This is a genomic window from Kushneria sp. Sum13 (assembly GCF_052692355.1).
Genome location: NZ_CP199847.1, coordinates 3118142 through 3141583 on the forward strand (window position 1 = coordinate 3118142; position 23442 = coordinate 3141583).

21 protein-coding genes and 1 tRNA gene are annotated in these 23442 nt (G+C 59.9%); 10 read left to right on the forward strand and 12 right to left on the reverse strand.

Features of this window, described 5'->3' with window-relative positions:
• Positions 1-329 precede the first annotated feature (329 nt).
• Positions 330-1616 (forward strand): aromatic ring-hydroxylating oxygenase subunit alpha, encoded by a 1287-nt coding sequence (locus ACUN8C_RS14455; RefSeq protein ID WP_445619865.1) that lies wholly within the window; start codon positions 330-332, stop codon positions 1614-1616.
• A 124-nt stretch (positions 1617-1740) separates the two neighbouring features.
• Here ACUN8C_RS14455 and ACUN8C_RS14460 read toward each other — a convergent pair whose 3' ends face one another.
• Positions 1741-1980 carry a hypothetical protein gene (locus ACUN8C_RS14460; protein ID WP_445619866.1) on the reverse strand — a complete coding sequence of 80 codons (240 nt, stop codon included), beginning with the start codon at positions 1978-1980 and terminating at the stop codon, positions 1741-1743.
• Between the two features lie 211 nt (positions 1981-2191).
• Between ACUN8C_RS14460 and ACUN8C_RS14465 the strand changes: the two genes are divergently transcribed.
• Positions 2192-3775: a BCCT family transporter gene (locus tag ACUN8C_RS14465; RefSeq protein WP_445619867.1), complete on the forward strand. Its 1584-nt coding sequence runs from the start codon at positions 2192-2194 to the stop codon at positions 3773-3775.
• A 177-nt stretch (positions 3776-3952) separates the two neighbouring features.
• The gene (locus ACUN8C_RS14470) at positions 3953-5695 is read left to right on the forward strand and encodes a sodium:solute symporter family protein (RefSeq protein WP_445619868.1); all 1743 of its coding nucleotides are present in this window, start codon (positions 3953-3955) and stop codon (positions 5693-5695) included.
• A gap of 286 nt (positions 5696-5981) precedes the next feature.
• Here the strand turns inward: ACUN8C_RS14470 and etfB are convergent, their stop codons facing one another.
• The 8 genes from etfB to ACUN8C_RS14510 form a co-directional block, all read right to left on the reverse strand.
• Positions 5982-6791 (reverse strand): electron transfer flavoprotein subunit beta, encoded by an 810-nt coding sequence (etfB, locus tag ACUN8C_RS14475; protein WP_445619869.1) that lies wholly within the window; start codon positions 6789-6791, stop codon positions 5982-5984.
• Entirely contained in the window at positions 6781-8061 is a 1281-nt protein-coding gene (gene etfA / locus ACUN8C_RS14480) for an electron transfer flavoprotein subunit alpha (RefSeq protein ID WP_445619870.1), read from the reverse strand. The genes etfB and etfA overlap by 11 nt, the downstream gene beginning before the upstream one ends.
• The gene (locus ACUN8C_RS14485; protein ID WP_445619871.1) at positions 8058-10070 is read right to left on the reverse strand and encodes a (Fe-S)-binding protein; all 2013 of its coding nucleotides are present in this window, start codon (positions 10068-10070) and stop codon (positions 8058-8060) included. Before ACUN8C_RS14485 ends, etfA begins: the two co-directional genes overlap by 4 nt.
• A gap of 85 nt (positions 10071-10155) precedes the next feature.
• Positions 10156-12228, reverse strand: a complete 2073-nt coding sequence (gene dgcA, locus ACUN8C_RS14490) for a dimethylglycine demethylation protein DgcA (protein ID WP_445619872.1) — start codon at positions 12226-12228, stop codon at positions 10156-10158.
• Positions 12229-12243: 15 nt separating this feature from the next.
• Positions 12244-12774 (reverse strand): 4-vinyl reductase, encoded by a 531-nt coding sequence (locus ACUN8C_RS14495; RefSeq protein ID WP_108841662.1) that lies wholly within the window; start codon positions 12772-12774, stop codon positions 12244-12246.
• 112 nt (positions 12775-12886) lie between these two features.
• On the reverse strand, positions 12887-13864 hold the full coding sequence (locus ACUN8C_RS14500) for a dipeptidase (RefSeq protein ID WP_108842040.1): 978 nt from the start codon (positions 13862-13864) through the stop codon (positions 12887-12889).
• Positions 13865-14142: 278 nt separating this feature from the next.
• Entirely contained in the window at positions 14143-15294 is a 1152-nt protein-coding gene (locus ACUN8C_RS14505) for a GlxA family transcriptional regulator (RefSeq protein WP_445619873.1), read from the reverse strand.
• A gap of 372 nt (positions 15295-15666) precedes the next feature.
• Complete coding sequence (locus ACUN8C_RS14510; protein ID WP_445619874.1) at positions 15667-16128, reverse strand: adenylate kinase; 462 nt, start codon at positions 16126-16128, stop codon at positions 15667-15669.
• 405 nt (positions 16129-16533) lie between these two features.
• Between ACUN8C_RS14510 and ACUN8C_RS14515 the strand changes: the two genes are divergently transcribed.
• The gene (locus ACUN8C_RS14515; protein WP_445619875.1) at positions 16534-18141 is read left to right on the forward strand and encodes a PQQ-dependent sugar dehydrogenase; all 1608 of its coding nucleotides are present in this window, start codon (positions 16534-16536) and stop codon (positions 18139-18141) included.
• Positions 18142-18219: 78 nt separating this feature from the next.
• Here the strand turns inward: ACUN8C_RS14515 and ACUN8C_RS14520 are convergent, their stop codons facing one another.
• A complete protein-coding gene (locus tag ACUN8C_RS14520) occupies positions 18220-18600 on the reverse strand; it encodes a S24 family peptidase (protein WP_445619876.1) in 381 nt (126 codons plus the stop codon).
• A 250-nt stretch (positions 18601-18850) separates the two neighbouring features.
• On the opposite strand from ACUN8C_RS14520, the gene ACUN8C_RS14525 reads away from it, so the two are divergent.
• From ACUN8C_RS14525 to ACUN8C_RS14545, 5 genes are all read left to right on the forward strand, one after another.
• Positions 18851-19303, forward strand: a complete 453-nt coding sequence (locus ACUN8C_RS14525; RefSeq protein WP_445619877.1) for a LexA family protein — start codon at positions 18851-18853, stop codon at positions 19301-19303.
• On the forward strand, positions 19300-20595 hold the full coding sequence (locus ACUN8C_RS14530) for a Y-family DNA polymerase (protein WP_445619878.1): 1296 nt from the start codon (positions 19300-19302) through the stop codon (positions 20593-20595). Before ACUN8C_RS14525 ends, ACUN8C_RS14530 begins: the two co-directional genes overlap by 4 nt.
• Positions 20592-20849, forward strand: coding sequence for a hypothetical protein (locus ACUN8C_RS14535; RefSeq protein WP_445619879.1), 258 nt, complete (start codon positions 20592-20594; stop codon positions 20847-20849). Before ACUN8C_RS14530 ends, ACUN8C_RS14535 begins: the two co-directional genes overlap by 4 nt.
• Positions 20850-20976: 127 nt before the next feature.
• Positions 20977-21735, forward strand: coding sequence for a phospholipase D-like domain-containing protein (locus tag ACUN8C_RS14540; protein WP_445619880.1), 759 nt, complete (start codon positions 20977-20979; stop codon positions 21733-21735).
• Between the two features lie 113 nt (positions 21736-21848).
• Positions 21849-22586 (forward strand): hypothetical protein, encoded by a 738-nt coding sequence (locus ACUN8C_RS14545; RefSeq protein WP_445619881.1) that lies wholly within the window; start codon positions 21849-21851, stop codon positions 22584-22586.
• Between the two features lie 57 nt (positions 22587-22643).
• On the opposite strand, the gene ACUN8C_RS14550 is transcribed toward ACUN8C_RS14545, so the two are convergent.
• Positions 22644-22716 (reverse strand) — tRNA-Thr (locus tag ACUN8C_RS14550).
• Positions 22717-22806: 90 nt separating this feature from the next.
• Between ACUN8C_RS14550 and ACUN8C_RS14555 the strand changes: the two genes are divergently transcribed.
• Positions 22807-23142: a YnfA family protein gene (locus ACUN8C_RS14555; RefSeq protein ID WP_445619882.1), complete on the forward strand. Its 336-nt coding sequence runs from the start codon at positions 22807-22809 to the stop codon at positions 23140-23142.
• Here ACUN8C_RS14555 and ACUN8C_RS14560 read toward each other — a convergent pair.
• Complete coding sequence (locus ACUN8C_RS14560; RefSeq protein WP_445619883.1) at positions 23133-23327, reverse strand: hypothetical protein; 195 nt, start codon at positions 23325-23327, stop codon at positions 23133-23135. The genes ACUN8C_RS14555 and ACUN8C_RS14560 overlap by 10 nt on opposite strands.
• Positions 23328-23442: the final 115 nt, after the last annotated feature.

Here is a 23442-nt window from a genome sequence, read left to right on the forward strand (position 1 = left end):
TATTCGCTCGCCGATCCGTATTGACGATACGGTCCGACACCCTTTCAGTCTGGCATTCTGGTGACGCCTCTCGCACCAGGCTTGTCTCTCAGCGACACGCGCATGCCTTTCACCCCCACTTTCTGTCTTTCTTCGACCAATCAGGTCGTCGTGACACTCTTTCATGTCGCGGGTAGACAACCGAAATCCATGGCCTTATACCACAATCGCCATCAATCAAGATGGATCAGTTTTCCGTGCGTAAATGCCAGGTCTCACACAATAAATAACATCCGCTCAACCGTATTGTCGCCTTCTCCCCCAAAGCGGCAATGAAAAGGATATTTGGTATGGACATGACAGCTTCATATGGACCGGATGACGCTCTGAATCAGGCCCGCAAGGCCGCGGCCGACCTGCTTCAGAATCGAAACCCCACCTACTCACTGCCTCAGCCGTTTTACAACGATGCGCGTTTTTTCGCGCTCGACATGCAGGAAGTGTTTGAGAAGGAATGGCTTTTTGCCGGCATGACCTGTGAAATTCCCGCCAAGGGCAATTTCATGACGCTGGAGATCGGCAACAACCCGGTCGTCATCGTTCGTGGCGCCGAAGGCGTGGTCCATGCCTTTCACAACGTCTGTCGTCACCGCGGTTCAAGGCTTTGCACCAAGGAAAAGGGCAAGGTTGCCAAGCTGGTCTGTCCCTACCACCAGTGGACCTATGAACTTGATGGCCGCCTGCTGTTTGCCGGCAGCGACATGGGCACCAATTTCGACCTGAACGAGTTCGGCCTCAAGCCGGTCAACGTTCGCACCGCCGGTGGCTTCATCTTCATCAATCTGAGTGAAGAAGCGCCCGCCATTGATGACTTCCTGGTCACGCTCGAGCACTACCTTGAGCCGTATGACATGGACAACGTCAAGGTGGCCACGCAAACCACCATCGTTGAACAGGCGAACTGGAAGCTGGTCATCGAAAACAATCGCGAGTGCTATCACTGCAACGGCGCGCACCCGGAGCTGCTCAACTCGCTGATCGAGTTCGATGACACCGAAGACCCGCGTGCCACCGACAAGTACAAGGAACTGGTCACTCGCAAGCAGGCCGACTGGAACAACGAGCAGGTGCCCTGGCAGCTCAAGCGTTTCGGCAAGCGCAATCGCCTGACCCGCACACCGCTGCTGGACAACGTGGTTTCCATGACCATGGACGGCAAGCCGGGCTGCAACAAGCTCATGGGTCGTCTGACCAGCCCTGACATGGGCTCACTGCGCATCCTGCACCTGCCCAATTCCTGGAACCATTTCATGGGCGATCATGCCGTGGTCTTCCGCGTGCTGCCGCTGGGTCCGCAGCAGAGCATGGTCACCACCAAGTGGCTGGTGCACAAGGACGCCGTGGAAGGCGTGGATTACGATCCCGAACGCCTGCGTCACGTCTGGGATGCCACCAATGACCAGGACCGTCAACTGGCCGAAGAGAACCAGCGCGGCATCAACTCAAGGGCGTACCAGCCCGGCCCGTACTCCGAAACCTACGAGTTCGGCGTCATCGACTTCGTCAACTGGTACGGCGAGCGCATGCTCACCCATCTGGGTCAGGACACGCCGGCCCTGCATCTGGCCAAGGGCTGATTCAGGGATTTAAAGACGTGTCAGGGGTTTAAAGACGAGAGGTTTAAATACACGAGATTTAAACACCATCATGACGTTAAAGGGACCGGCCACAATGTGTGGGCCGGTCCCTTTTTTATTTCAGCTAATACAACGCCGGAAGCAGATAGTGATCAATGGCCTGTCGCACCGATGGCAGCAGAATATCCGAGCGTCTTACCAGCTCGTCCACCAGCTCCTTCAGCCCCTCAACGCCCTCTCCCCGATGCTTGCACAGCGCCATGCGCGCGCAGGTATCAGGCCCTGCACCTTCAGGAATGTGGACGCCAAGTGCCACCAGCCGCATTCGAAAATCATCGCCATCAATCAGATCGACAATCATCATCTTCACGCCCTCTTGTTGTTGCCCTTTGGTCTACTGCTGACCATCGATATTAAAGGCAATAGACGAATGGCGCGCTCGGGCGCGCGGCAATGGGCATGTTGGCGTCGCTTTTAAATAAATGGATTCCTGGGCGGAGACCAAGAATGCATGACAGCCTGAAAGGGGGCTGGTTGTACAACAACTTTTTGTATAACAACAAAGAGGACCGCGTATGGATGACCATGATTCATTACTGACGTCGGGCCAGGACAACAAGCAGATGATGGGGATGGATTTTCACCTTCCCGTCTTTCCGCTTTCTGCCGCCGCCATTCTCGCCTTTCTGATCTATGCCCTGATTTATCCTGACATGGCCAACGCACAGCTGGGCCTGGCCAAGAGCTGGTCGATTGAACATTTCGACTGGCTGTTCATGATTTCCGGCAACGTTTTCGTGGTTTTCTGTCTGGCACTGATCGCGCTGCCGGTCGGTCGCATTCGACTGGGCGGCCCCACTGCGAAACCCGAATATTCCCGCATGTCCTGGTTTGCCATGCTCTTTGCTGCGGGCATGGGCATCGGGCTGATGTTCTGGAGTGTGGCCGAGCCTGTGGCCTACTACACGGACTGGTATGGCACCCCGCTTAATGCACCGGCACGCACTCCGGAAGGCGCCAGCGCTGCCATGGGCGCGACCATGTTTCACTGGGGCCTGCATCCCTGGGCCATCTACGCCGTTGTGGGATTATCGCTGGCCTTTTTTGCCTATAACCGTGGATTGCCGCTGACGCTTCGCTCGGCCTTTTATCCCATCCTCGGTAAATATACCCGCGGCTGGGCCGGTCATATCATCGACATTCTGGCGGTTCTGGCCACCGTCTTTGGTCTTGCCACCTCGCTGGGCTTTGGTGCCTCACAGGCAGCAGGCGGACTGGCCTATCTCTTTAATGTGCCCAATACCCTGGGCACCCAGCTGGCCATTATCGTGGTGGTCAGTGTGCTGACATTGATTTCGGTATGGCGCGGCATTGATGGCGGGGTGAAGCTCTTTTCCAACATCAACATGCTCATTGCTGCCCTGCTGCTTGTGTTTGTCATTGCCGTTGCCCCCACCATGACCGTGCTGGCAGGTATCGGCACTACGGCCATGGCTTACGTGACCAATATCCTGCCGCTATCAAACTGGATCGGTCGCGACGACGGCACCTGGTATCACGGCTGGACGATCTTTTACTGGGCATGGTGGATCTCCTGGTCACCGTTTGTCGGCATGTTTATCGCACGCGTCTCAAAGGGTCGCACGGTTCGTGAATTCCTGATTGCCGTGCTGGTCATTCCGACCCTGGTGACCCTGGTCTGGATGAGCACGTTTGGCGGTCTGGCGCTTTATCAGGTCACCAATAATATCGGCAAGCTGGCCGGTGGTATTGATGATGTGTCGCTGGCCATGTTCCACATGCTCGAGCAGCTGCCCCTGTCCGGTGTGACCTCATTTCTGGCCATTGTGCTGGTGCTGGTCTTTTTCATCACCTCCTCGGATTCGGGCTCGCTGGTCATCGACAACATCACGGCCGGAGGCAAGACCGACACCCCGCGCGGTCAGCGTGTGTTCTGGGCCACCATGCAGGGCTCCATTGCCGGCGTGCTGCTCTATGGCGGTGGCACCACGGCCATGAGCGCGCTCCAGGCAGGCGCCGTGGCGACCGGACTGCCCTTCACCGTGGTACTGCTGTTGATGTGCGCCAGCCTCTATATGGGCCTGCATCGGGAGCTGTATGGGCCAAAGACATCGACCCGAGCTGCCCAGCCGCTTTAAGACAGCGCATCCAGGACATTCGACAGTGCACAGGGCCGTCCTTCGGGGCGGCCCTTTTTTTGATCTCTCATGTCGCAAATGTCATGCCCCGTGACGCTGGCGAGCATGAGCCCCGGGGCCGCTCGCGACATGCTCTCGGGACAAGTAATAAAAGACTCATAAAGCGGGAGCCCTTTCATGGTCTACACCATCGCCATTTTGTGCAGCCTCGTCGGCTATTTTCTGATCGGCCATCTGGCCGGGCGACGCGTCAAACATCTCGATGACTATCTGGTCGCCGGGCGCAACGCCCCGACCTTTTTCATTCTGGGCACGCTGGTGGCCAGCTACCTGAGCACCAGTGCCTTTCTCGGCGAGACCGGCTTTGCCTACGACGGCTATCCCTTCGTGATGCTGATCTTTGCCGCCATCAGCACCTCTGGATGTCTGCTGGGCGCACTGGCATTTGGCCGTTATTTGCGACGCAGCGAGGCCAGAACGGTGCCGGAGTTTTTCGGCAAGCGCTTTGATTCCAGACGCGTGCAGATGATCGCCGGGCTGACCACCGTCATCGGGCTGGGGGCCTATCTGGTCGGTGTCATGCAGGGCGCCGGCATCATGTTTTCCGAGCTGACCGGCATGCCCTACTGGACCGGGCTGGTGCTGGTCTGGCTGACCTATACCGGGTTTATTCTCTATTCCGGCTCACCCGGCGTCATGGTGACCGACACCATCATGTTCGTGATTTTCTCGCTGGCAGCACTCGGCGGCTCGATCTATATCCTGCAGGATCTGGGCGGCTGGCACGGGGTGATTGAAGGGCTTTTAAGCCAGACCGACAAGCCCGACATCGCGCTGTGGCATGGGGTAATAAAAGGCAGTGACGCCAACTTTTCGACGCCGGGCGAGGCACTGACCTGGGGCATCACCCTAGGCCTGGTCTGGGCGGCCGTACTGGCCGCAAGCCCCTGGCAGTCGAGTCGCTATCTGATGGCACGCAACGAGCATGTCGTCATGCGCTCGGCGATGCTGACCGCCGTGGCGCTGGCCGTGTTCTATGCCCTGATGATGATGACCGGTGCGGCCATCAACCTGTATGACAGCCAGCTCGATGGCGAGCGGGCCATGGTCTGGGCCTCACTCAATATTCTGCCGACCTGGCTGGGCGTGGTGATCCTCACCGGCGTGTTTGCCGCGGGGCTGTCGTCGTGCTCCACGTTTCTGTCGATCATCGGCTTCAGCATTTCCAACGATATCCTGCCGCCCAACCGCAGCGAAAAGGCCGCCATGCGCGCCAGCCGCCTGTCGATTCTGGGCGCAGGCCTTGTCTCGCTGATCATTGCGCTGTTTCAGTCACCGGCCATCATGGCCGTGGTCTGGTTTGCCGCCACGCTCTTTGCCTCGTCCTGGGGGCCGGTCGCCCTGATGAGCATCTGGAGTCGCAGAATTACCGCGGCAGGGGCTGGCTGGGGGCTGACGGTCGGCTTTGTCAGCAATATTGCCCTGTCACTGATGGATCAGGCGCAGTGGATCTCGCTGCCGGTGTATCTGCATCCGGTCGTACTCAGCACGGTAGCCGCTCTGATTGCCATCGTGGTGGCCTCGAAGCTGACCCGAGTGACGGCGCCTCAAAAGGCCTATCGCGCCTTTTTGCATGAACATGACCGTGATGTCAGTGCCGCCTGGATTTCAGGCACGCGCGTGGTGGCGCTATGCACCATGCTGGCCGGCGCGGCCATCGGCATTTTTCTGTGGTTTCAGTACGCCACAACGCTGGATGCGCTGGCCGAGCAGTTCGACGTGCCCGGACAGGCCATCACGGGGGGCTATCTACTGGCCGCAGGCTGCGGCGCGATGTTGCTGGCCGCCGGCAGCGCAGGCTATTGGGTGGTGCGCAAAAGAGGTCACAAGGCTCCGGACATGCAGCCGGCCCGTTCCTGAGCGCCCATAAAATTCCACCGGCCTGCTGTTAACCAGCGCCCTTTTGATCGGTCTTTCGGGTCCGATCAAAGGGGGCGGCCTTCGACACTGGCCTTCAGACCCCAGGCGGCTTTTGACAGCGCTTTCGAACAAATGACAGCGCTTTCGAACAAGGCGCCGGCATACCCCACAACGTAAAACGCCCCGCCATAATGACGGGGCACAAGCCTGCGTTTTAATCCCTTTCTTTTTCACTCATGCTCGCGACCCTGCTGTCTGACGGCCAGAAGCAGACAGACACCGATGGTCAGCGCAGCACGCCCTCTTCCCTGAGTAGTTTGAAAATCGCCTCGGCACCCTGCTCCGGGGTGACATCGGTCAGGGTCTGGCCACCACCCCCATCGGACTTGGCGGCGGCGGCCTTGAAGCGGTCACGCGCCGAGGACGACTTGACGATCTTGAGACGCTTGGGACGCTTGCGTGCCGGCTGAATCTGCCACTGACTCACGGACGGATCAGCTTCGCTGGCATGCGGCTGGACATCGAGTTCACCGCGACGGGCCGGGCCGAAGGCGCTCTGACGCGCCGCCGGTGCACTGGTGTCGACCGTGGCGATGGCCGGCAGGCGAACGCGCAGGCGGCGACGCTTGCCGCGAGGCAGGGCCTGAAGCACCGTGGCCACCCCCTTTTCCACCTTTTCAACCGCGGCCAGACCATTGATGACCGGCCAGCCCAGCGCTTCGGCCAGCAGATAGGGCAAAATGCCCGAGCCTTCGCCGGTCTCGGCGCGCGTGCCGGTCAGCACCAGCTGCGGCGCACTGGCACGCAGGGCATCAGTCAGCACGGGCACCACATCGGCCTGCGGCATCTGTTCAAGCAGGCGGATCTCTTCAACCCCCATGCCAAGATAGCCACGAATGGCCTCTTCGTTGTCACTGTCGTGCTGGCCGGCGTGCATCAGATTGACCGAGGCGCCCTTCAGGCTGAGCGCCATCTCCACGGCGCGGGCATCCTGATCAGCGCGACGCGTGCGCGCGGTCAGCGGGTGACGACCGATCGAGACCAGCACGGCCACGTTGAGTCCGGAAGCACCCGGGGATTCGGCGTTAAGCGGCATCGCGGTTCTCCTCCTGATCGGCGCGATATTGCTCCACGCGCTTGACCAGCGCCGCCAGTATGGCGTTGGCATCTCCAATCACGGCCAGATCGGCGCGCTTGACCATGTCACAGCCTTCATCGAGGTTGATGGCCACGACCTTTTCGCAAGTCTGAATGCCCTGCAGGTGCTGGATGGCACCGGAAATCCCCACGGCCACATAGACACGCGCCGACACCCAGGTGCCTGTCGCGCCGACCTGACGGTCGCGTGGCATGTGGCCATCATCGACCGCCACGCGTGAGGCACCCTTGGTCGCCCCCAGCACTTCAGCGGCGTGATGGTAGTTGTCCCAGTCCTTGACGCCGTTGCCGGCCGAGAGAATGAACTCGGCCTCGGCCAGCGACACGCTGGCAGGGTCGACGGCGACTTCGCCAATGTCCTCGATACGACCGAGTACGTTGGGCAGTTCCTGGGAAAGCTCGATGACTTCGGCTGCGTGACGTGTCTCGCTGACCGGATCAGCGCACTCGGCCAGGGCAATGATCACGCGCGGCAGAGCACGGACGACATCGGTCGAGCCGGCAGCACCGCGGGTCGTGCAGCGCCAGCCGGTAGCGCTGTCGCTGTCGGCTTCAACCTGCCAGACCTGTGTGGCGGCACGCTCACCCAGCCGAACGCTCAGGCGTCGACCCAGCTCGCCGCCACCCTGATTGGAGTCGGGCAGCAGCCAGTGGCGCGGTGAGACGTCGCGCTCCACGCCCTGCAGCGCGGCAATGCGGTTTTCCGGGGTGTAGCCGTCAAACTGCTCGCCTTCCAGCGACAGCAAACGATCGACACCGGCTTCATCGAATGCAGATTCCTTGTGCTCACCAAACACGATGGCCAGCACGGCACCGGGCTGATCCGGGTTGGCGTCAGCGAGCTGACGCGCCATGCCCAGCAGATCGCGATCATGCGGCGACAGGCGGCCACCGGCCATATCGGGCACCACGGCGATCATGAAGGCCGGATCACTGATGCTGACGCTGCGACGTGAATCCTGACTCTGTGAGCTGCGCGCATTGGTATGCGCAGCGTGTGACGCACCGCTGCGGTCGATACGGCGAATACCGTTGGGCCCCATAAAGCCCACCGCATGCAGATTGCGCCGCATCAGGCCGTTGGGTCCCATCCATTCGGTCGAGACGGCGTTGCCGCCGATCTCGGCCAGGATTTCAAGGTGCTGCGGGTGCAGGCGATTACGGGCGATCCATTCCTTGCGCGGGTCGCGGCGAACAAGCTCGCTCATGGCGTTACCTCCTCGACATTACGCTGTGTCTGCGACGCTTCCCTGTTGGAGGCGCCCTTCCCGGCGGATGCATCAATCACCAGCGCATCGGCCACCAGCTCAGCGATATCCTTGATGTCGGCGCGCGGTTCCACCACGCCTTCCAGCATGGCCGTACACTGAGGACAGCCTACCGCGACAGTATCGGCACCGGTTTCACGCACGTCGCCCATGCGCATATCGGGAATACGCTGCTTGCCGGGAATATCGGTGATCGGCGCACCGCCGCCACCGCCGCAGCAACGCGAGCGATAGCCTGAACGCGCCATTTCCTTGACCTCGATGCCCAGCGCCCTGAGCACATCACGCGGCGCTTCGTACTCACCGTTGTAGCGACCGAGATAGCACGGGTCGTGATAGGTCACGCTGCCGCCCTTCCAGGTCTTGAAGGTGAGCCTGCCGCCCTTGACCAGCTCATTAATAAACGTGCTGTGGTGATACACCTCATAGTCGGACGGCATGTCAGCTGTGCCCAGTTCACCGTACTCGTTTTTGAGCACGTGGAAGCTGTGCGGGTCACAGGTGACGATGCGCGAGAAACGATACTGACTCATGGTCCTGATATTGCGACGGGCCAGGGTCTGGAAGGTCGCTTCATCACCCAGACGACGGGCCACATCACCGCTGTCGCGCTCCTCGTTGCCGAGCACGGCAAAATCGACTTCGGCGGCGCGCAGCACCTTGATCAAGGAGCGCAGCGTACGCTGGTTGCGCATGTCAAAGACGCCATCGCCCAGCCACAGCAGTACGTCGGCCTCGCCCTTGTCCGCCATCAGCGGCAGATTCAGATCCGCCGCCCAGTGCAGACGAGAGTCCGGATCGAAGCCGCCGGGGTTATCGGTGGCGATCAAGTTGTCCAGCACTTCCGCGCCCTTGTTGGGCGTGTTGCCGTGCTCGAGCGTCAGGAAACGACGCATGTCGACGATGGCATCGACGTGCTCGATCATCATCGGGCACTCCTCGACACAGGCGCGGCAGGTAGTGCAGGACCACAGCGTCTCGGCATCCACCAGCGCACGGCCTTCACGCGGCACGATCGGCCCGTTCGGGCTGCCGCCATGCTCGCCAACCGGCTTGCCCGGATACGGTGAGCCATAGTAGTTGGCATCGGTGCCACCGCGCATGCCGATGACCATGTCCTGAATCAGCTTTTTGGGGTTGAGCGGCTGACCGGCGGCAAAGGCCGGGCACATGGCCTCACAGCGACCGCACTGCACGCAGGCATCAAAGCCCAGCAGCTGGTTCCAGGTAAAGTCGGCGGGCTTTTCAACGCCCAGCGTTGATTTGGGGTTGTCCAGATCCAGCGCCTTGAGACCACTGGAGCGCGCAGCGCTGGCGTTGTGCGGCGTGGTGAAACGCTCGGGCCGACGATGCCAGGCCAGATGCAACGCACCGGCAAAGGCGTGCTTGACGGGCCCACCCCAGGTCATGCCCAGAAACATCTCGGACACGCCCCAGGCCACGCCTACCGCCAGAATCGCGGCCAGAATCCAGCCGCCGAAATCCGCAGGCAGGACGCCGGCCACCGGCAGGGTGACAATAAAGAAGCTGGCAGCAAAGGCCAGCAGACTCTTGGGCAGACGCATCCACGGCCCTTTCGAGAGCCTCGAGGGTGGGTCAACACGGCGTTTGGCGACGAACAGGGCACCGGTAAACATGCAGGCCGTGGCGGCCAGCAGTGCCCAGCCGAGGATACGGCTGTGCAGACCGAAGCCATGCACGATGATGGCCAAAAGCGCCGCCAGCACGAAACCGCCGGCCGTGGCGACGTGCGTCTTTGAAATGTACTTGTCGCGGTCGACGATATGGTGAAGATCTACCAGATAGCGACGCGGCATTTTAAGCAGGCCACCGACCCAGTCAACGGGCGCTGAGCGACCCTGGCGCCAGAGGCGAAAACGCCGTACGGCACCAATGACGGTCAGCAGGAGTGCAGAGAAAATCAGTATCGGCAAAAGGATATCGAGCATGGCGTCTCTCCTCTCGGAGACGCCGTAAGGACGAAACGTCACGGGCCCCTGGGCCCATGACGTTCAGCTTACAGCGTTATTGTGATCAGAAGTCCTTGCACAACCGCAGCGCATCATAGATGGCAGCATGCGTGTTGCGTGGCGCGGTGCAATCCCCCAGGCGGAACAGCACGAAGCCGTCACCACTTTCACTCAGGCAGGGCTGCGGCTTGATCGCATAGAGTGCTTCGATATCGGTCTGACCCTTGTTGCGCGAACGCTCCTTGAGGGTGTAGTAGAGCGCCTCATCCGGGCGTACACCGTTCTCGACCACGACCTGATCCACCACGCGCTCTTCCATGGCACCGGTGTACTCGTTTTCAAGCACCGCCACCAGAGACTCGCCTTCGCGATAGACCTTATGCAGCGCGAGATCCGAGGTCATGATGACCTCCTTCTCGTAGAGGCTGCGGTAGTACGTCGGGAACGTGGTACCGCCCACGGCAGCACCGGGCTTGATATCGTCGGTGACGATCTCGACACGCGAGCCCTTGTCAGCCAGATAGTCGGCCGCCGAGACCCCTGAAAACTCACAGATGGTGTCAAAGACCAGCACGTTCTTGCCGGGCTCCACGGAGCCATCAAGGATGTCCCAGGTGCTGACGACCAGGCTCTTGCTCTTGTCCTCGTCAAAGCCCCAGTCCGGAACCTGCGAGAGGAACGGCCGCCCGCCGGTCGCCAGAATCACGACGTCCGGGCGCAGGTCGGCAATGGTCGCCTCATCGGCTTTCGTGCCCAGGCGCTGATCCACTTCCAGACGCGTCAGCTCCAGCTGATACCAGCGCGTGATACCGGCAATCTGGTCACGCTGCGGGGCCTTGGAGGCGATGGTGATCTGGCCACCAATCTGATCCTTGGCTTCAAACAGGGTCACATCATGACCGCGCTCGGCGCAGACACGTGCAGCTTCCATTCCGGCCGGACCACCGCCCACGATGACCACCTTGCGCTTGGGCCCTTCGGTTTTCTCGATGATGTGCGGCAGACCCATGTATTCACGCGACGTTGCCGCGTTCTGGATACACAGCACGTCAAGGCCCTGATACTGACGGTCGATGCAGTAGTTGGCACCCACACACTGCTTGATCTGATCAACCTGATTGTTCTTGATCTTGGCAATGATGTGCGGGTCGGCAATGTGGGCACGCGTCATGCCGACCAGATCCACGTAACCGCCTTCCAGAATACGCTGGGCCTGGTTGGGGTCCTTGATGTTCTGGGCGTGAATGACCGGAACGCTGACCACTTCCTTGATGCCCGAGGCCAGGTGCAAAAACGGCTCCGGCGGATAGGACATGTTGGGAATAACGTTGGCCAGGGTGTTGTGGGTATCACAACCCGAACCCACCACGCCGAAATAATCGACCATGCCGGTGGCGTCGTAATAGGCCGCGATCCGCTTCATTTCCTCGTGATCAAGACCGTCCGGATGGAACTCGTCCCCGGTGATACGCATGCCGACCACGAAGTCGTCACCGACCTCGGCACGCACGGCCTTGAGCACTTCCATGCCAAAGCGCATGCGGTTTTCAAAGCTGCCGCCCCATTCATCGGTACGCTTGTTGACGCGCGGACTCCAGAACTGGTCGATCAGGTGCTGGTGTACGGCCGACAGCTCAACGCCATCAAGACCGCCTTCCTTCGCCCGGCGGGCTGCCTGGGTGAAGTCATAAATGATGCGGTGGATTTCTTCGACTTCGATCGTCTTGCAGGTCGAGCGGTGTACCGGCTCGCGGATACCCGACGGCGACACCAGCGTCGACCAGTCGTAACCATCCCAGCGTGAGCGACGGCCCATGTGGGTGATCTGGATCATGATCTTGCCGCCATGCTTGTGCACGGCGTCCGCCAGGTTCTGGAAGTGCGGGATAATGCGATCGGTCGACAGGTTGACCGAACTCCACCAGCCCTGGGGGCTGTCGATGGACACGATCGACGAGCCGCCACAGATGCACAGGCCGCAGCCGCCCTTGGCCTTCTCTTCGTAGTATTTGACGTAGCGGTCGGTGGTCATGCCGCCGTCGGTGGCGTACACCTCGGCATGCGCCGTGCTGACCACGCGGTTACGGATAGTATGCTTGCCGATCTGGATCGGCTTGAACAGTGCCTCGAATGCCATGTCATTGATCCTCGGTTACGCGGGCGTGACAACAAACAGACCGTGGTCGTGGCCCTGCTGGGCGCCACTCTGGGTCTGTACGGCAACGGTGCGCAGATCACTGCCACGGGCGCTCAGAATCTGGTCCATGGCGCCGGCAAACCAGCCGGTGAACATGTATTCGAGTTTCCTGTCCACCTTGCCCATCTGATAGACGAAGGCGCTGTGCTCAAGACGCACGCGGGCCGTACCGGCTTCCAGATCGATCTCTTCAGTGATGAAAAGCCCCCAGCCGCGCTGGGACAGACGCTTCATGTAGTGCTCGAAAACGTCGACGCCTTCCAGGCCATGAAGCTCGGCTTCCTTCTCGCACCAGTGCCAGGCGCTCTTGTAGCCGGCGTGATAGAGGATCTCCGCGTATTTCTCGGCCCCCAGGGCCTCTTCAATGGCCATGTGGTTGTTGATAAAGAAATGGCGCGGTACATACAGCATCGGCAGGGCATCGGTTGTCCAGATACCGGTTTCGCTGTCGACTTCAATCGGGAGTTCGGGAGCTTGTTTCGTCACGGTCGTCTTCCTCAAACTTGTAGTTGTTCAAGAGCCGGTTCGGCCCTGAAGGGGCGGCAGGAAAGGAAAGCCGAGGTGGTGGTTCAGGCACCGCCCCGGCCCTGGTCGGAGGTTATTCGCCCCAGACATCCTTCAGGGTTCTGACCCAGTTCTCGCCCATGATCTTTCTGACCTGAGATTCACTCAGGCCGCGCTTCAAAAGCGCTTCTGTCAGGTTGGGGAATTCGCCGACGGTACGAATGCCCTCGGGGTTGATGATCTTGCCGAAGCTGGTCAGACGACGGGCATAGCCCTTGTCGTGGGTCAGCCATTCGAAGAAATTCTGATCATGCCCCTGAGTGAAGTCGGTGCCGATACCAATGGCGTCCTCACCCACGATATTCATGATGTACTCGATCGCTTCGCAGTAGTCGTCGATGGTCGAATCGACGCCCTTTTTGAGAAACGGGGTGAACATGGTGACGCCGACAAAGCCGCCGTGATCGGCGATGAACTTGAGCTCTTCATCGGACTTGTTGCGCGGGTGCTCCTTGAGCCCGGAGGGCAGGCAGTGGGAGTAGCACACCGGCTTTTTGGATTCGAGGATGACTTCCTCGGAAGTCTTGGCACCCACGTGGGAAAGGTCACACAGCATCCCGACGCGGTTCATTTCAGCAACGATTTCACGCCCGAAGCCCGACAGGCCGCCGTCACGCTCGTAGCAGCCGGTACCGACCAGGTTCTGGGTGTTGTAGCACATCTGCACGATGCCCACGCCCAGCTCCTTGAAGATCTCGACGTAGCCGATCTGGTCTTCAAAGGCATGCGCATTCTGAAAGCCGAAGATGATGCCGGTCTTGCCTTCTTCCTTGGCGCGAGTGATGTCGGCCGTGGTACGCACCGGGCGTACCAGGTCGCTGCACTCGTCCATCAGCTTCTTGGAGGCCACGATGTTGTCGACCGTTGCCTTGAACCCTTCCCAGACCGAGACGGTGCAGTTGGCGGCGGTCAAACCACCACGGCGCATGTCTTCAAGCAGTTCCCGGTTCCATTTGGCGATGATCAGGCCATCGATCACAATGGCGTCGTCATGCAGTTCGGCAGGGGTCATGGTCAGGCTCCAGATGGTGACTAATGCATGGAGCATATCCCTGCCTCGGCCTCATCCGACGCCTGGAAACGACGGGGAAAATTCCAAAAGCGTCATTCACCGCCAAAGAGTGACAGCCCGGCCTCTCCCCGCCTCTTCGCCCACACAGAAAACATCAGTGAATCAAGGCTCTGCCATGGCACCGACCCACACCCCCTGAATCAGAGCGCATAAAAAAGGAGCTGCCCGATACCGGACAGCTCCCTGGAGAGCGTTGCAAGCGCGTCGTTTTCGAAGGGTCAGCGCGTCAGTGGCACGCTGGCAAACGTCGGCTCGCCCTGGGCGTAGACCAGCGACATCATCGCACTCGACATGGGCTCGGTGGAGGCCGGCTCGACCGCCACGATCTTGCCCTGCTGCAGGGCAGTCGTGGCGCTGGCATTGCGGCCATACCAGACATTGCTGCCCGAGCGCTCGCCTCTGGGCGGCACGCCAAAGTATTCGCGATAGCACTTCGAGAAATGGGGCGTCGACACGAAGCCACACACCGACGCCACCTCGATGATCGACAGCGACGTCTGCTTCAAAAGCTGACGCGCCCGCACCAAGCGCAGCTTGAGGTAGTAACGCGACGGCGAGCAGTGCAGATAGCGCTGGAACAGTCGCTCCAGCTGGCGTCGGGAAACGTTGACGTAGCGCGCCAGCGTATCCAGCTCGATCGGCTCTTCGAGGTTGGATTCCATCAGCGCCACGATTTCCAGAAGCTTCGGCTGAGTGGTGCCCAGCACATGCTTGAGCGGCACGCGCTGGTGATCCTGCTCGTTGCGCACCCGTTCGCAGATGAACATCTCGGAGATACCGGCAGACAGCTCATGACCGTGATCATGCGCGATCAGATTGAGCATCATGTCCATCGGTGCCGTCCCACCGGAAGCCGTGAACCGGTCGCGGTCGATCGAGAACAGACGCGTGGTCAGTGTCACGTTGGGGAAGGCTTCCTGCATGGAGGCCAGACACTCCCAGTGGATACTGGCCTCGTAATGATCCAGAAGCCCCGCCTTGGCCAGTGCCCAGCTGCCCGTACAGATGGCGCCCAGCCGGCGCAGCTGACGCGACTGCGCCTGCAGCCAGTGGGCATGTTCACGGGTGACACTATGCTGTGGCGCCACGCCACCACAGACCACGACCCAGTCGAGCGACAGGGGCACGGTGATCGAAACATCGGGCGTTACCTGCAGACCGTCACTGGCCCGTACCGGCGCCCCATCATGGGTGAGCGTGTACCAGCGATACAGCTCGCGGCCGGCCAGCTGATTGGCCATGCGCAGCGGTTCGATCACCGAGGCCAGCGAAATCAGCGTAAAGTTATCAAGTAGTAAAAAACCGATGGTTTGCGGCGTGGAAATGCCGCTGGCACCCGGGACGGGGCCGGCCTTGTGGTCAGGTAACATGTCGTCATGCCTCCTCAACTATATCCTGCTTTTATCATTGTTTTGGCAGACTCGTTTGCGATCTGTTGAAAGCCCGGTTGCCATGACACATAGCATGCATCATTCCGGCTATAACAGTCGCCTCTTAATTTGTCGCTTATAGATACGTATACACGGTTTTACGGACACTGTATCGCCCTCCGATAGTTGAAAGCGTCGCTCTCAAAACAACCCATGTCGCAACGTGATCCATGAATGACGCATAAACACCAGACGCGACACAGGGTTACAGACAAGGGGTAACTTCTGACAAATCAAGGCAGGGTCAGGCGGCTTTTCATCGTTGAATGAGAGAGACGCTATAAGAAGAAGAAAGGAAGAGGAAACAGCGCATCAGAGCTTGTGTTCAGACCACTTTCCGACTGCCTGAACGAAGCTCTCGATTTCATTGGGGTTGCACAGACGAACAAATCGAATGTGCCGGTACTGCGGATCGGTCATGGCCGCCACGTAGCGCCTGCGATTGCGCGGCCAGCTCTTGAGTGTCCAGAGCAGGATGGAGTCACGGCTGAAAAAGGTTTTTTTGAAGCTCTCCCGGTTACCTGTCCCGGGCCAGAGTTCCTGCTGCGTCCAAGCGCGACGGACAGCGCGAGCGACGGCCTGTCGTATGGTGCGCCAGAACCCCATATCGACCCAGACCACCATCTCTACATCGCGCCATTTAACACCGCGCGTGCGGTCAAAGTTGCCATCCAGAACCCAGCCGGGTGAGGCAGTCAGTGCCTCTTCAAGCTCGGCCAGAAACTGCGCATCGGGTTTCTCCTGCCAGTCCGGCAGCCAGAGAAGCGCATCCATCTCAATATGAGGCTGCGACAGAACCTCACTTAGCCTTCAAGCCAGCGTGCTTTTGCCAGCACCGCTGGTGCCGACCACGTTGATGTTCATGACTCTGGTCTCACCCGGTCAGTGTTTATATAAGCCGCTTATCATATCAGAGCACAACCAGAGCCCTGATATGTTTCACCTTTTCAGCCAAATGAGCCTTACTCGATAGCATCAACGATCGCCAGGCGCAGTGATCAGGAGATCGCTCGTGAAATGATGGCGCACTGACCGCATGTCCAAAGGGCCGCCCACCGTGGCGGCCTTTCGACACCCCTTGCGCCTTAAACCCGAACTGAGGAACACAGGGTACGCTTGAGCCCATTAGCGACAGAGGCGCGCCTGTTCTGCTTCTCTCTCGGCTCAAGGGTGACTCCCATGCGCAACCGGCAAGGCTTTTTCATCACGGTGGTTCACTTCGTTCTGGCACTGCTCACGGGCACAGTGCTCGGCAGCATCGTCCAGACCCAGCTGAATCTGGCAGCACTTCAGCAAATGGGTGTGGATATCTCCATGGGACAGCGCCTCATGACCACCCTGGGCGATCTGATCCACTTCTCGCCCGTTTATGCCGCGCTTTTCGCCGTCGGGTTTGTCCTCTCGCAGCTCACAGCGCTTTTGATCTCGCACCAATTCTGGAACGGCCGTTACCGGGTCGCGCTGTGTGCGCTGTCGGCCATGGTGGCGCTGTGGGCCACCTTTCATCTGGTCGATTTTTTCGCGCCCATGCCGACGCTGATTGCCGCGACTCGCACGGGTACTGGCATGGCCGCGATGCTGCTGAGTGCCGGCGTCGCCGGTGTGGTGCTGGCAATTTTGAGAGGCGCCGACCATCAGTGCGCCCCGGAGAAAGCCACCGGCACCCTAGCCGTTGCCCTGCTGGCAGCGGGAGTTGTCACCGTTATCCCTGCGTCTGATGCGGTGGCACAGCCTCAGGCCAAGCCCGCCGACTACCGCATCGAGACCGTGGCCGAAGGGCTTGAGCACCCCTGGTCGCTGGCCTTCCTACCCGACGGGCGCATGCTGGTCACCGAGCGTCCGGGACGGCTGCGCCTTCTAGGTGCTGACGGCGACACGCTTGTCGCTTCGCTGGCAGGCGTGCCGAAGGTATTCGCCTCCGGTCAGTCAGGGCTTTTCGACGTGCTGCCCTCGCCGGAGTTCGAGCAGGACCGGACGCTTTATCTCGCCTATTCGTGCGGCACCCCGGCCGCCAATCACGCCTGCCTGTCCCGGGCACAACTCGGTGACGCGGGGCTTGAGCATGTCGAGGAGATCTTTCGGGTCGCGCCCGCCAAGCGGGGCGACGCCCACTTTGGCGGGCGCCTGGCATGGCTCTCGGATGGCACGCTGGTTCTCACGCTGGGGGATGGTTTTGACTACCGCGAGCAGGCCCAGAACACCGCCAACCATATTGGCGCGATCGTGCGCCTGAACCCGGATGGCAGCGCCCCGGCGGACAACCCCTTCGTGGGTAACGATACCGCCCGGCCCGAGATTCTGAGCTACGGCCATCGCAACGTGCAGGGGCTGGTCGTGGATGGTGAGGACCGCATCATCACCCACGAGCACGGCCCCAAGGGCGGCGACGAGATCAACCTCATTGTACCGGGCGGCAACTACGGCTGGCCGATCGCCACCACCGGCCTGGATTACACCGGCGCCCGCGTCACGCCCTTTGAAGAATACCCCGGTACGCAGCCACCTCTGCTGGAATGGACACCCTCGATCGCCCCATCCGGCATGACCCGCTATGACGGCGCGCTGTTTCCCCAGTGGCAGGGCGACCTGTTGGTTGGCTCGCTGGTCAATCGAGAAGTGCGCCGCGTGACGCTCTCATCTGATGCCACCCAGGCCGAGGACGTCGAAGGGCTTTTTGGCGAGCTGGATGAGCGCATTCGAGACGTGCGCACCGGCCCGGAAGGCGCGGTGTATCTGTTGACCGATAACCCCGAAGGGCGGGTGCTGCGGGTGATGCCGGCGCAGTGATGAGCGTTCGATGCTTCTATTACGATGGCCGTCAACCCGCGGGCGGCGGCCATTGTGATGGATCAAGGCGTCAGTGACTCAGTACACCGGCCGCACCTGATGCGCCACGATTCCCACCATCTCCACGTTGGTCAGATCCCCCGTCCACAGCTGACCATCGAGGCCTTCCAGCACGGGCACATTGATGCGGTGGGCATAGCGATAGACGTACAGCGCCTCATCGGCATTCACCACCACCAGCACGCCGTCACGCAGCGACAGCGACTGATCGACCACCAGCCAGTCGCCCTCCCGCCACGGATCAATCGCGTCATCATCCTGAACGACTTCGGCCAGAAAGGAGAGGTGAGAATTTGGGGCAAAAAACTGCTGCCAGCGGAAAGCGCCCGGGTTATAGGCCAGGTCCTGCTCGCCTTTGGGCAGCATGGTGGGCATGGGCATTCGATACGCCACGCGCATGATTCATCCTCACTGATATTGAACGACAAGCATGACGACAGGTGACATGCATCAAGCCACTGCGCAGGGCATCTACGCCCATGTATCCAGTGTAGCCGTGGCGGGCCTCCATACGTTGCCGCCTGCCGGATGGGGGTACTACCTCGCCTCATCGTTTGGTCGAATAACGCCTATCCCGTAATGGAACCGCCAGCCGTTTATGCTGTATACGTATACAGCACTTTAACCTTCACCAATGCAGGCAACCGGCATGCTTCATGTCACCCGTATGCAGCCACTGGCGATTGACCCGCCGCGGCGCAGCATCCCCTGGGCCATCTACCACGTTCGCGGCGGAATCAGCGGCTTTCCCTCTCCCGCGCAGGATTATGACGGCCGGCGCATCGATCTCAACGAGCAGTTGATCCCGCGGCCGACCTCAACGTTCATGTTCACGGCCGATGGCGATTCGATGCAGTGTCCGGATGGCTCGGGGATCTATGCCGGGGACCGGCTACTGGTGGATCGCTCGATCGATGCTGACCACGGCGATATCGTCATCGCGCTGGTGGATGGCGAGATGATCGTCAAGGAACTGCGCTGCCGGCACTGCCCCCCGGCGCTGCACTCGGCCAACCCGCGCTATACGCCCATTCCCCTGCGCGACGCGCAGTACCAGATCTGGGGTGTGGTCACCGATATCCTGCGTCGGGTGCGGCGATGAACGGCCTGATCGCGCTGGTCGACTGCAACAACTTCTATGCCAGCTGTGAGCGGGTATTCAGACCCTGGCTGCACGGCCTGCCAGTGGCGGTGCTGTCCAACAATGATGGCTGCGTGATTGCCCGCTCACAGGAGGCGAAGGATCTCGGCATTGCCATGGGCACGCCGATGCATCACCTCCCGCGCGAGGCGTTTGATCGCGGGCTGGTGCTCTGCTCCAGCAACTACGAGCTGTACGGCGACATGAGCGCGCGGGTGATGGCCACCCTGCGTGAATTCACGCCCCATCTTGAACCCTATTCGATCGATGAAAGCTGGCTGGGGTTTGAAGGCTTTGACCGCGTCACCCTGCCCGCCCACTGTCAGGAGATGCAGCGGATCGTCTACAAGTGGACCGGCATTCCGGTCTCGGTAGGCGTGGCCCCCACCCGCACGCTGGCCAAGCTGGCCAATCGCCACGCCAAGCAGCATACGGCCACCCGGGGCGTGCTGGTTATCGACTCGGCGGACAGCCCCGACACGCTCGCCCTGCTTGAGCGCACGCCGGTCGGCGAGGTCTGGGGAATTGGCGGGCGCGTGACCACCCGACTGTATGAGATGGACATTCACACCGCGCTGGATCTTGCCCGTGCCAACCCAAAATGGATACGCCGGCGCTTTTCCGTGGTGGTCGAGCGCACCGTACGGGAGCTGACCGGCATTCGCTGTATTCACATGAACGACGATCAAGACAGCAAGAAGATGATCATGACCAGCCGCTCATTCGGCCGGATGACGGCCGATCGCCGTGAGGTCGAAGAAGCCGTACGCGCCCACGCCGCCCGCGGGGCCGAAAAACTGCGACGACAGCACAGCCTGGCCTGCGCGCTGCGGGTGACGGTCAGGACCAACAGGCACATGCTGCACCTGCCGCAGGACCACGACAGCATCACGCTGGCGCTGCCCTTTCCAACCGACAACACCTTCGAAATCGTGCGTACCGCACAAAAAGCCCTGCATCGCCTCTGGAAGGACCGCGGCATTCGCTATCAAAAGTGCGGCGTGCAGCTGATGGATCTGATCGAGGTAACCGGTCAGCAGCTTGATGCCTTTCAGCCCCCACAGCCTGCGGTTGAACGGGACAAAAGCGACCGTTTGATGTCGGTGCTGGATCAGCTGAATGCGCAGTATGGTCGCGGCACGGTGACCGTAGGCGTCCAGCGCCCGGACGCCGCGTGGCAGCTGCGCAGCAACCACCGCTCAAAGCGCTGGTCGACCCGATGGGAGGAACTGCCCACCGTGAGGCTGCAATGACCACCGCCTACCGCCCCTTCGAAACGCACAAGCAGGCGATCACCTACGGGCACTCCAGTGCCGCGATTTTGTTGGTCCGCCGGTCGGACAACCGCGGCTGGCACGGCGCCATCGAATGGAATGACGAACGGATCTGGATGGAGCCCATGCCGCGTCACGACAAGACCGAGCGGGCATGGCTGGAGGTCGAAAACTGGGCCATGCGTACCATCACGGTCATGGCGCAGCATCAGCCCGTGTTCAAACCGGGGTGATCGACGTTACATCATCGCTCAAACGAGCAAGCCGGGCACTGATTGGTCGCTAGCCTTCATCAAACATGGCCCATCCCGACAAGCACAGGTAACATGCTGATTTTTTGAGCATTTCCTGATGACGTTTTTGCATTATCAGCTGATCATTTTTGTCTCGGTACTCTGCCTGACCCGGATTCATCGCAGCGCAGGTGCGCTCGCCGCGCTTGGCTGCACACTGTGGTCTGTTTTGATGCTCAAATGGCCCGCCTATAGTGCCGTACAAACCTTCACGGCGTGGGTGAGCTGGTACGGCACCCGGTGTTTCCTCAAGCAGAAAGCGCGAGCCGGCAATGAGACTCGAACCGCCGACAGCAAGGCGGCCTCCAACACCAAAAGAACTGCTTCCAGACATCACCTGATCCAGGGCCGTGATCATCACGAAGAGCTGACCCACGCGCTCCAGATCGCCAGAAAGGAACTGGTGATCGTCTCCGGCTGGCTATCCGACCGAGTCGTGAATGATCAGTTTTGCGGGCTGCTGGCGAGTGCGCTTGAGCGCGGCGTCAACGTGCATATTGCCTATGGCGCGAGTGATCGAGACGGCCAGCATCGGCTCTCCGACACCGCGTTTAAAGCATTGAACAGCTTGAAGGCGACAGGGGCGCAGAGTCGCAAGGGCCGGCTGACCATTGTGCAGCGCGCCACGCATGAAAAGTGCCTGATTGTGGATAAGCGATATGCGATCGTCGGCAGCTTCAACTGGCTGGCCAACGCGCACTACCGGGACAGGGAAACCAGCCTCAGGACCCGTGAGAGACGTGTGGTGGTGGAGCTGATGGCGTCGTGCAAGGGTAGGGAGACGAGGAGCAAGGAGGTGTATGGGGCTACTTCAACGAAAGCCTAGCAGCTGGACGAAAGTAGCATCTATGACGAAATTTGTTCTTATGCGTTCATCCAAAAACGCTAATGGGGTATGGTTGGCCCAATCTTAAAACAAACCAAAGCGACCAACCACGCATGAACGCCGAGAGCAGCTCTCAACAACAAACATCAAGGTTCCCATCCAAGCTTATAACTGTCGTGGGTACTGTGCTCAGTGCCTGCTGGGCCTTTATCACTTACATGTTTCCCGATCCATCCACTCTCGATTGGTTTTTCTTTAGCTGGGAAGGCTTTATCTATTTTTGCGCAGCCTGCTTTCTGATGATCGCTTTCTTTATAGCTTTTATAACTCGGAAACTGCATCGCTATATCAAAAGCACTATTAGCATCATCCTTGCTCTGGCATTAGCGCTTTCCTTCTTTGTTCTTGGCAAGGAATATGCAAAACCGTCACTTGGCTTTACCGATCAAAACATTATTGAAAACAATACACCTGTATTTACAGGTGCTCGAGTAGAAATGATCGAGGCGCTGCGCGTGCAATTAGTAAGTTGTAATATTATTGCTCAAACACCGTCCTGCACTCTTGAACTTACCAGTACAAATAGCGACCGAGAAATAGGCTTTACTTCGAATACCACCTTCTTTGAACCTAATGGTGGATCGCTCAAGCTTGAAAAGATTTTTATCGGCAACAAGGAAAGCCGCAGAACTTATGGCATTGAGCTTGCCAGAGGCTTGCCCACACGAATCACATTGGTTTTCCAGTCCACTCAAAATGATATCGACCATATACCTTCAGTGAAGCTGGTAGTTCAGGGACTGGAAAATCGAAACCAAGTAATCAAGTTCAATGACTTAAAATCTGGCTAAATGATCGTATAAAAAAAGGCCCGGCGCATATGCGCCGGGCCTTTGAGAATCTGCGGGTGCCGGTAAGTGGACTCGAACCACCGACCTACGCATTACGAATGCGTTGCTCTGCCAGCTGAGCTATACCGGCGAACCCGGCCTTCATTCTAGCCAGCCCTTTTTGCCTTGCCCAGTCCCTGTGGCAGAGTAGCGACTCCTTTTTCACGCCCCCGAGAACCTTATGTCTCCGGTCATCACTACCCTGCTCTTTATCGTGACGGCGCTGGCCGAGATCGTCGGCTGCTATCTGGTCTATCGCTGGTGGGTGCTGGCGAAAAGCGCCTGGTGGATGGTGCCGGCGGCAGTTTCTCTGGCGCTGTTTGCGTGGCTTCTCACCCTGCACCCGGCGGCCAGCGGGCGCATCTATGCGGCCTATGCTGGCGTCTATCTCATCACCGCGCTGGGGTGGCTGCGCCTGGTGGATGGTCAGCCGCTGCAGTTGACCGATTATCTCGGCGGTGCGCTGGCGCTGGCAGGTGCGCTGATCATCATGGTGGGCTATCAGTCTCAGTCCTGATCGCGAATGAACAGATGCACCAGAAGCCACACCGCTACCACAGCGAGCGCGAACACGATGACCGTCAGCCGCACCGGCAGCGGCCAGTGCATAAAGGCCCAGTCACTTTGCAGTACGGCGCCAAAGAGATAGCCTGCCAGCAGCATCAGCGCGCCGAGGGCACAGCTTCGTGTCAAAAGGGTCATGCCTGTCTCCTGCTACCATGAATACTCATTTCGCGGTGGGTGTCTGCCCGGCAGCCGCCTTTAACAGTGACCGTCCGTGTCAGCGCACGGTTTACCATGCCCCATGATCACAAAG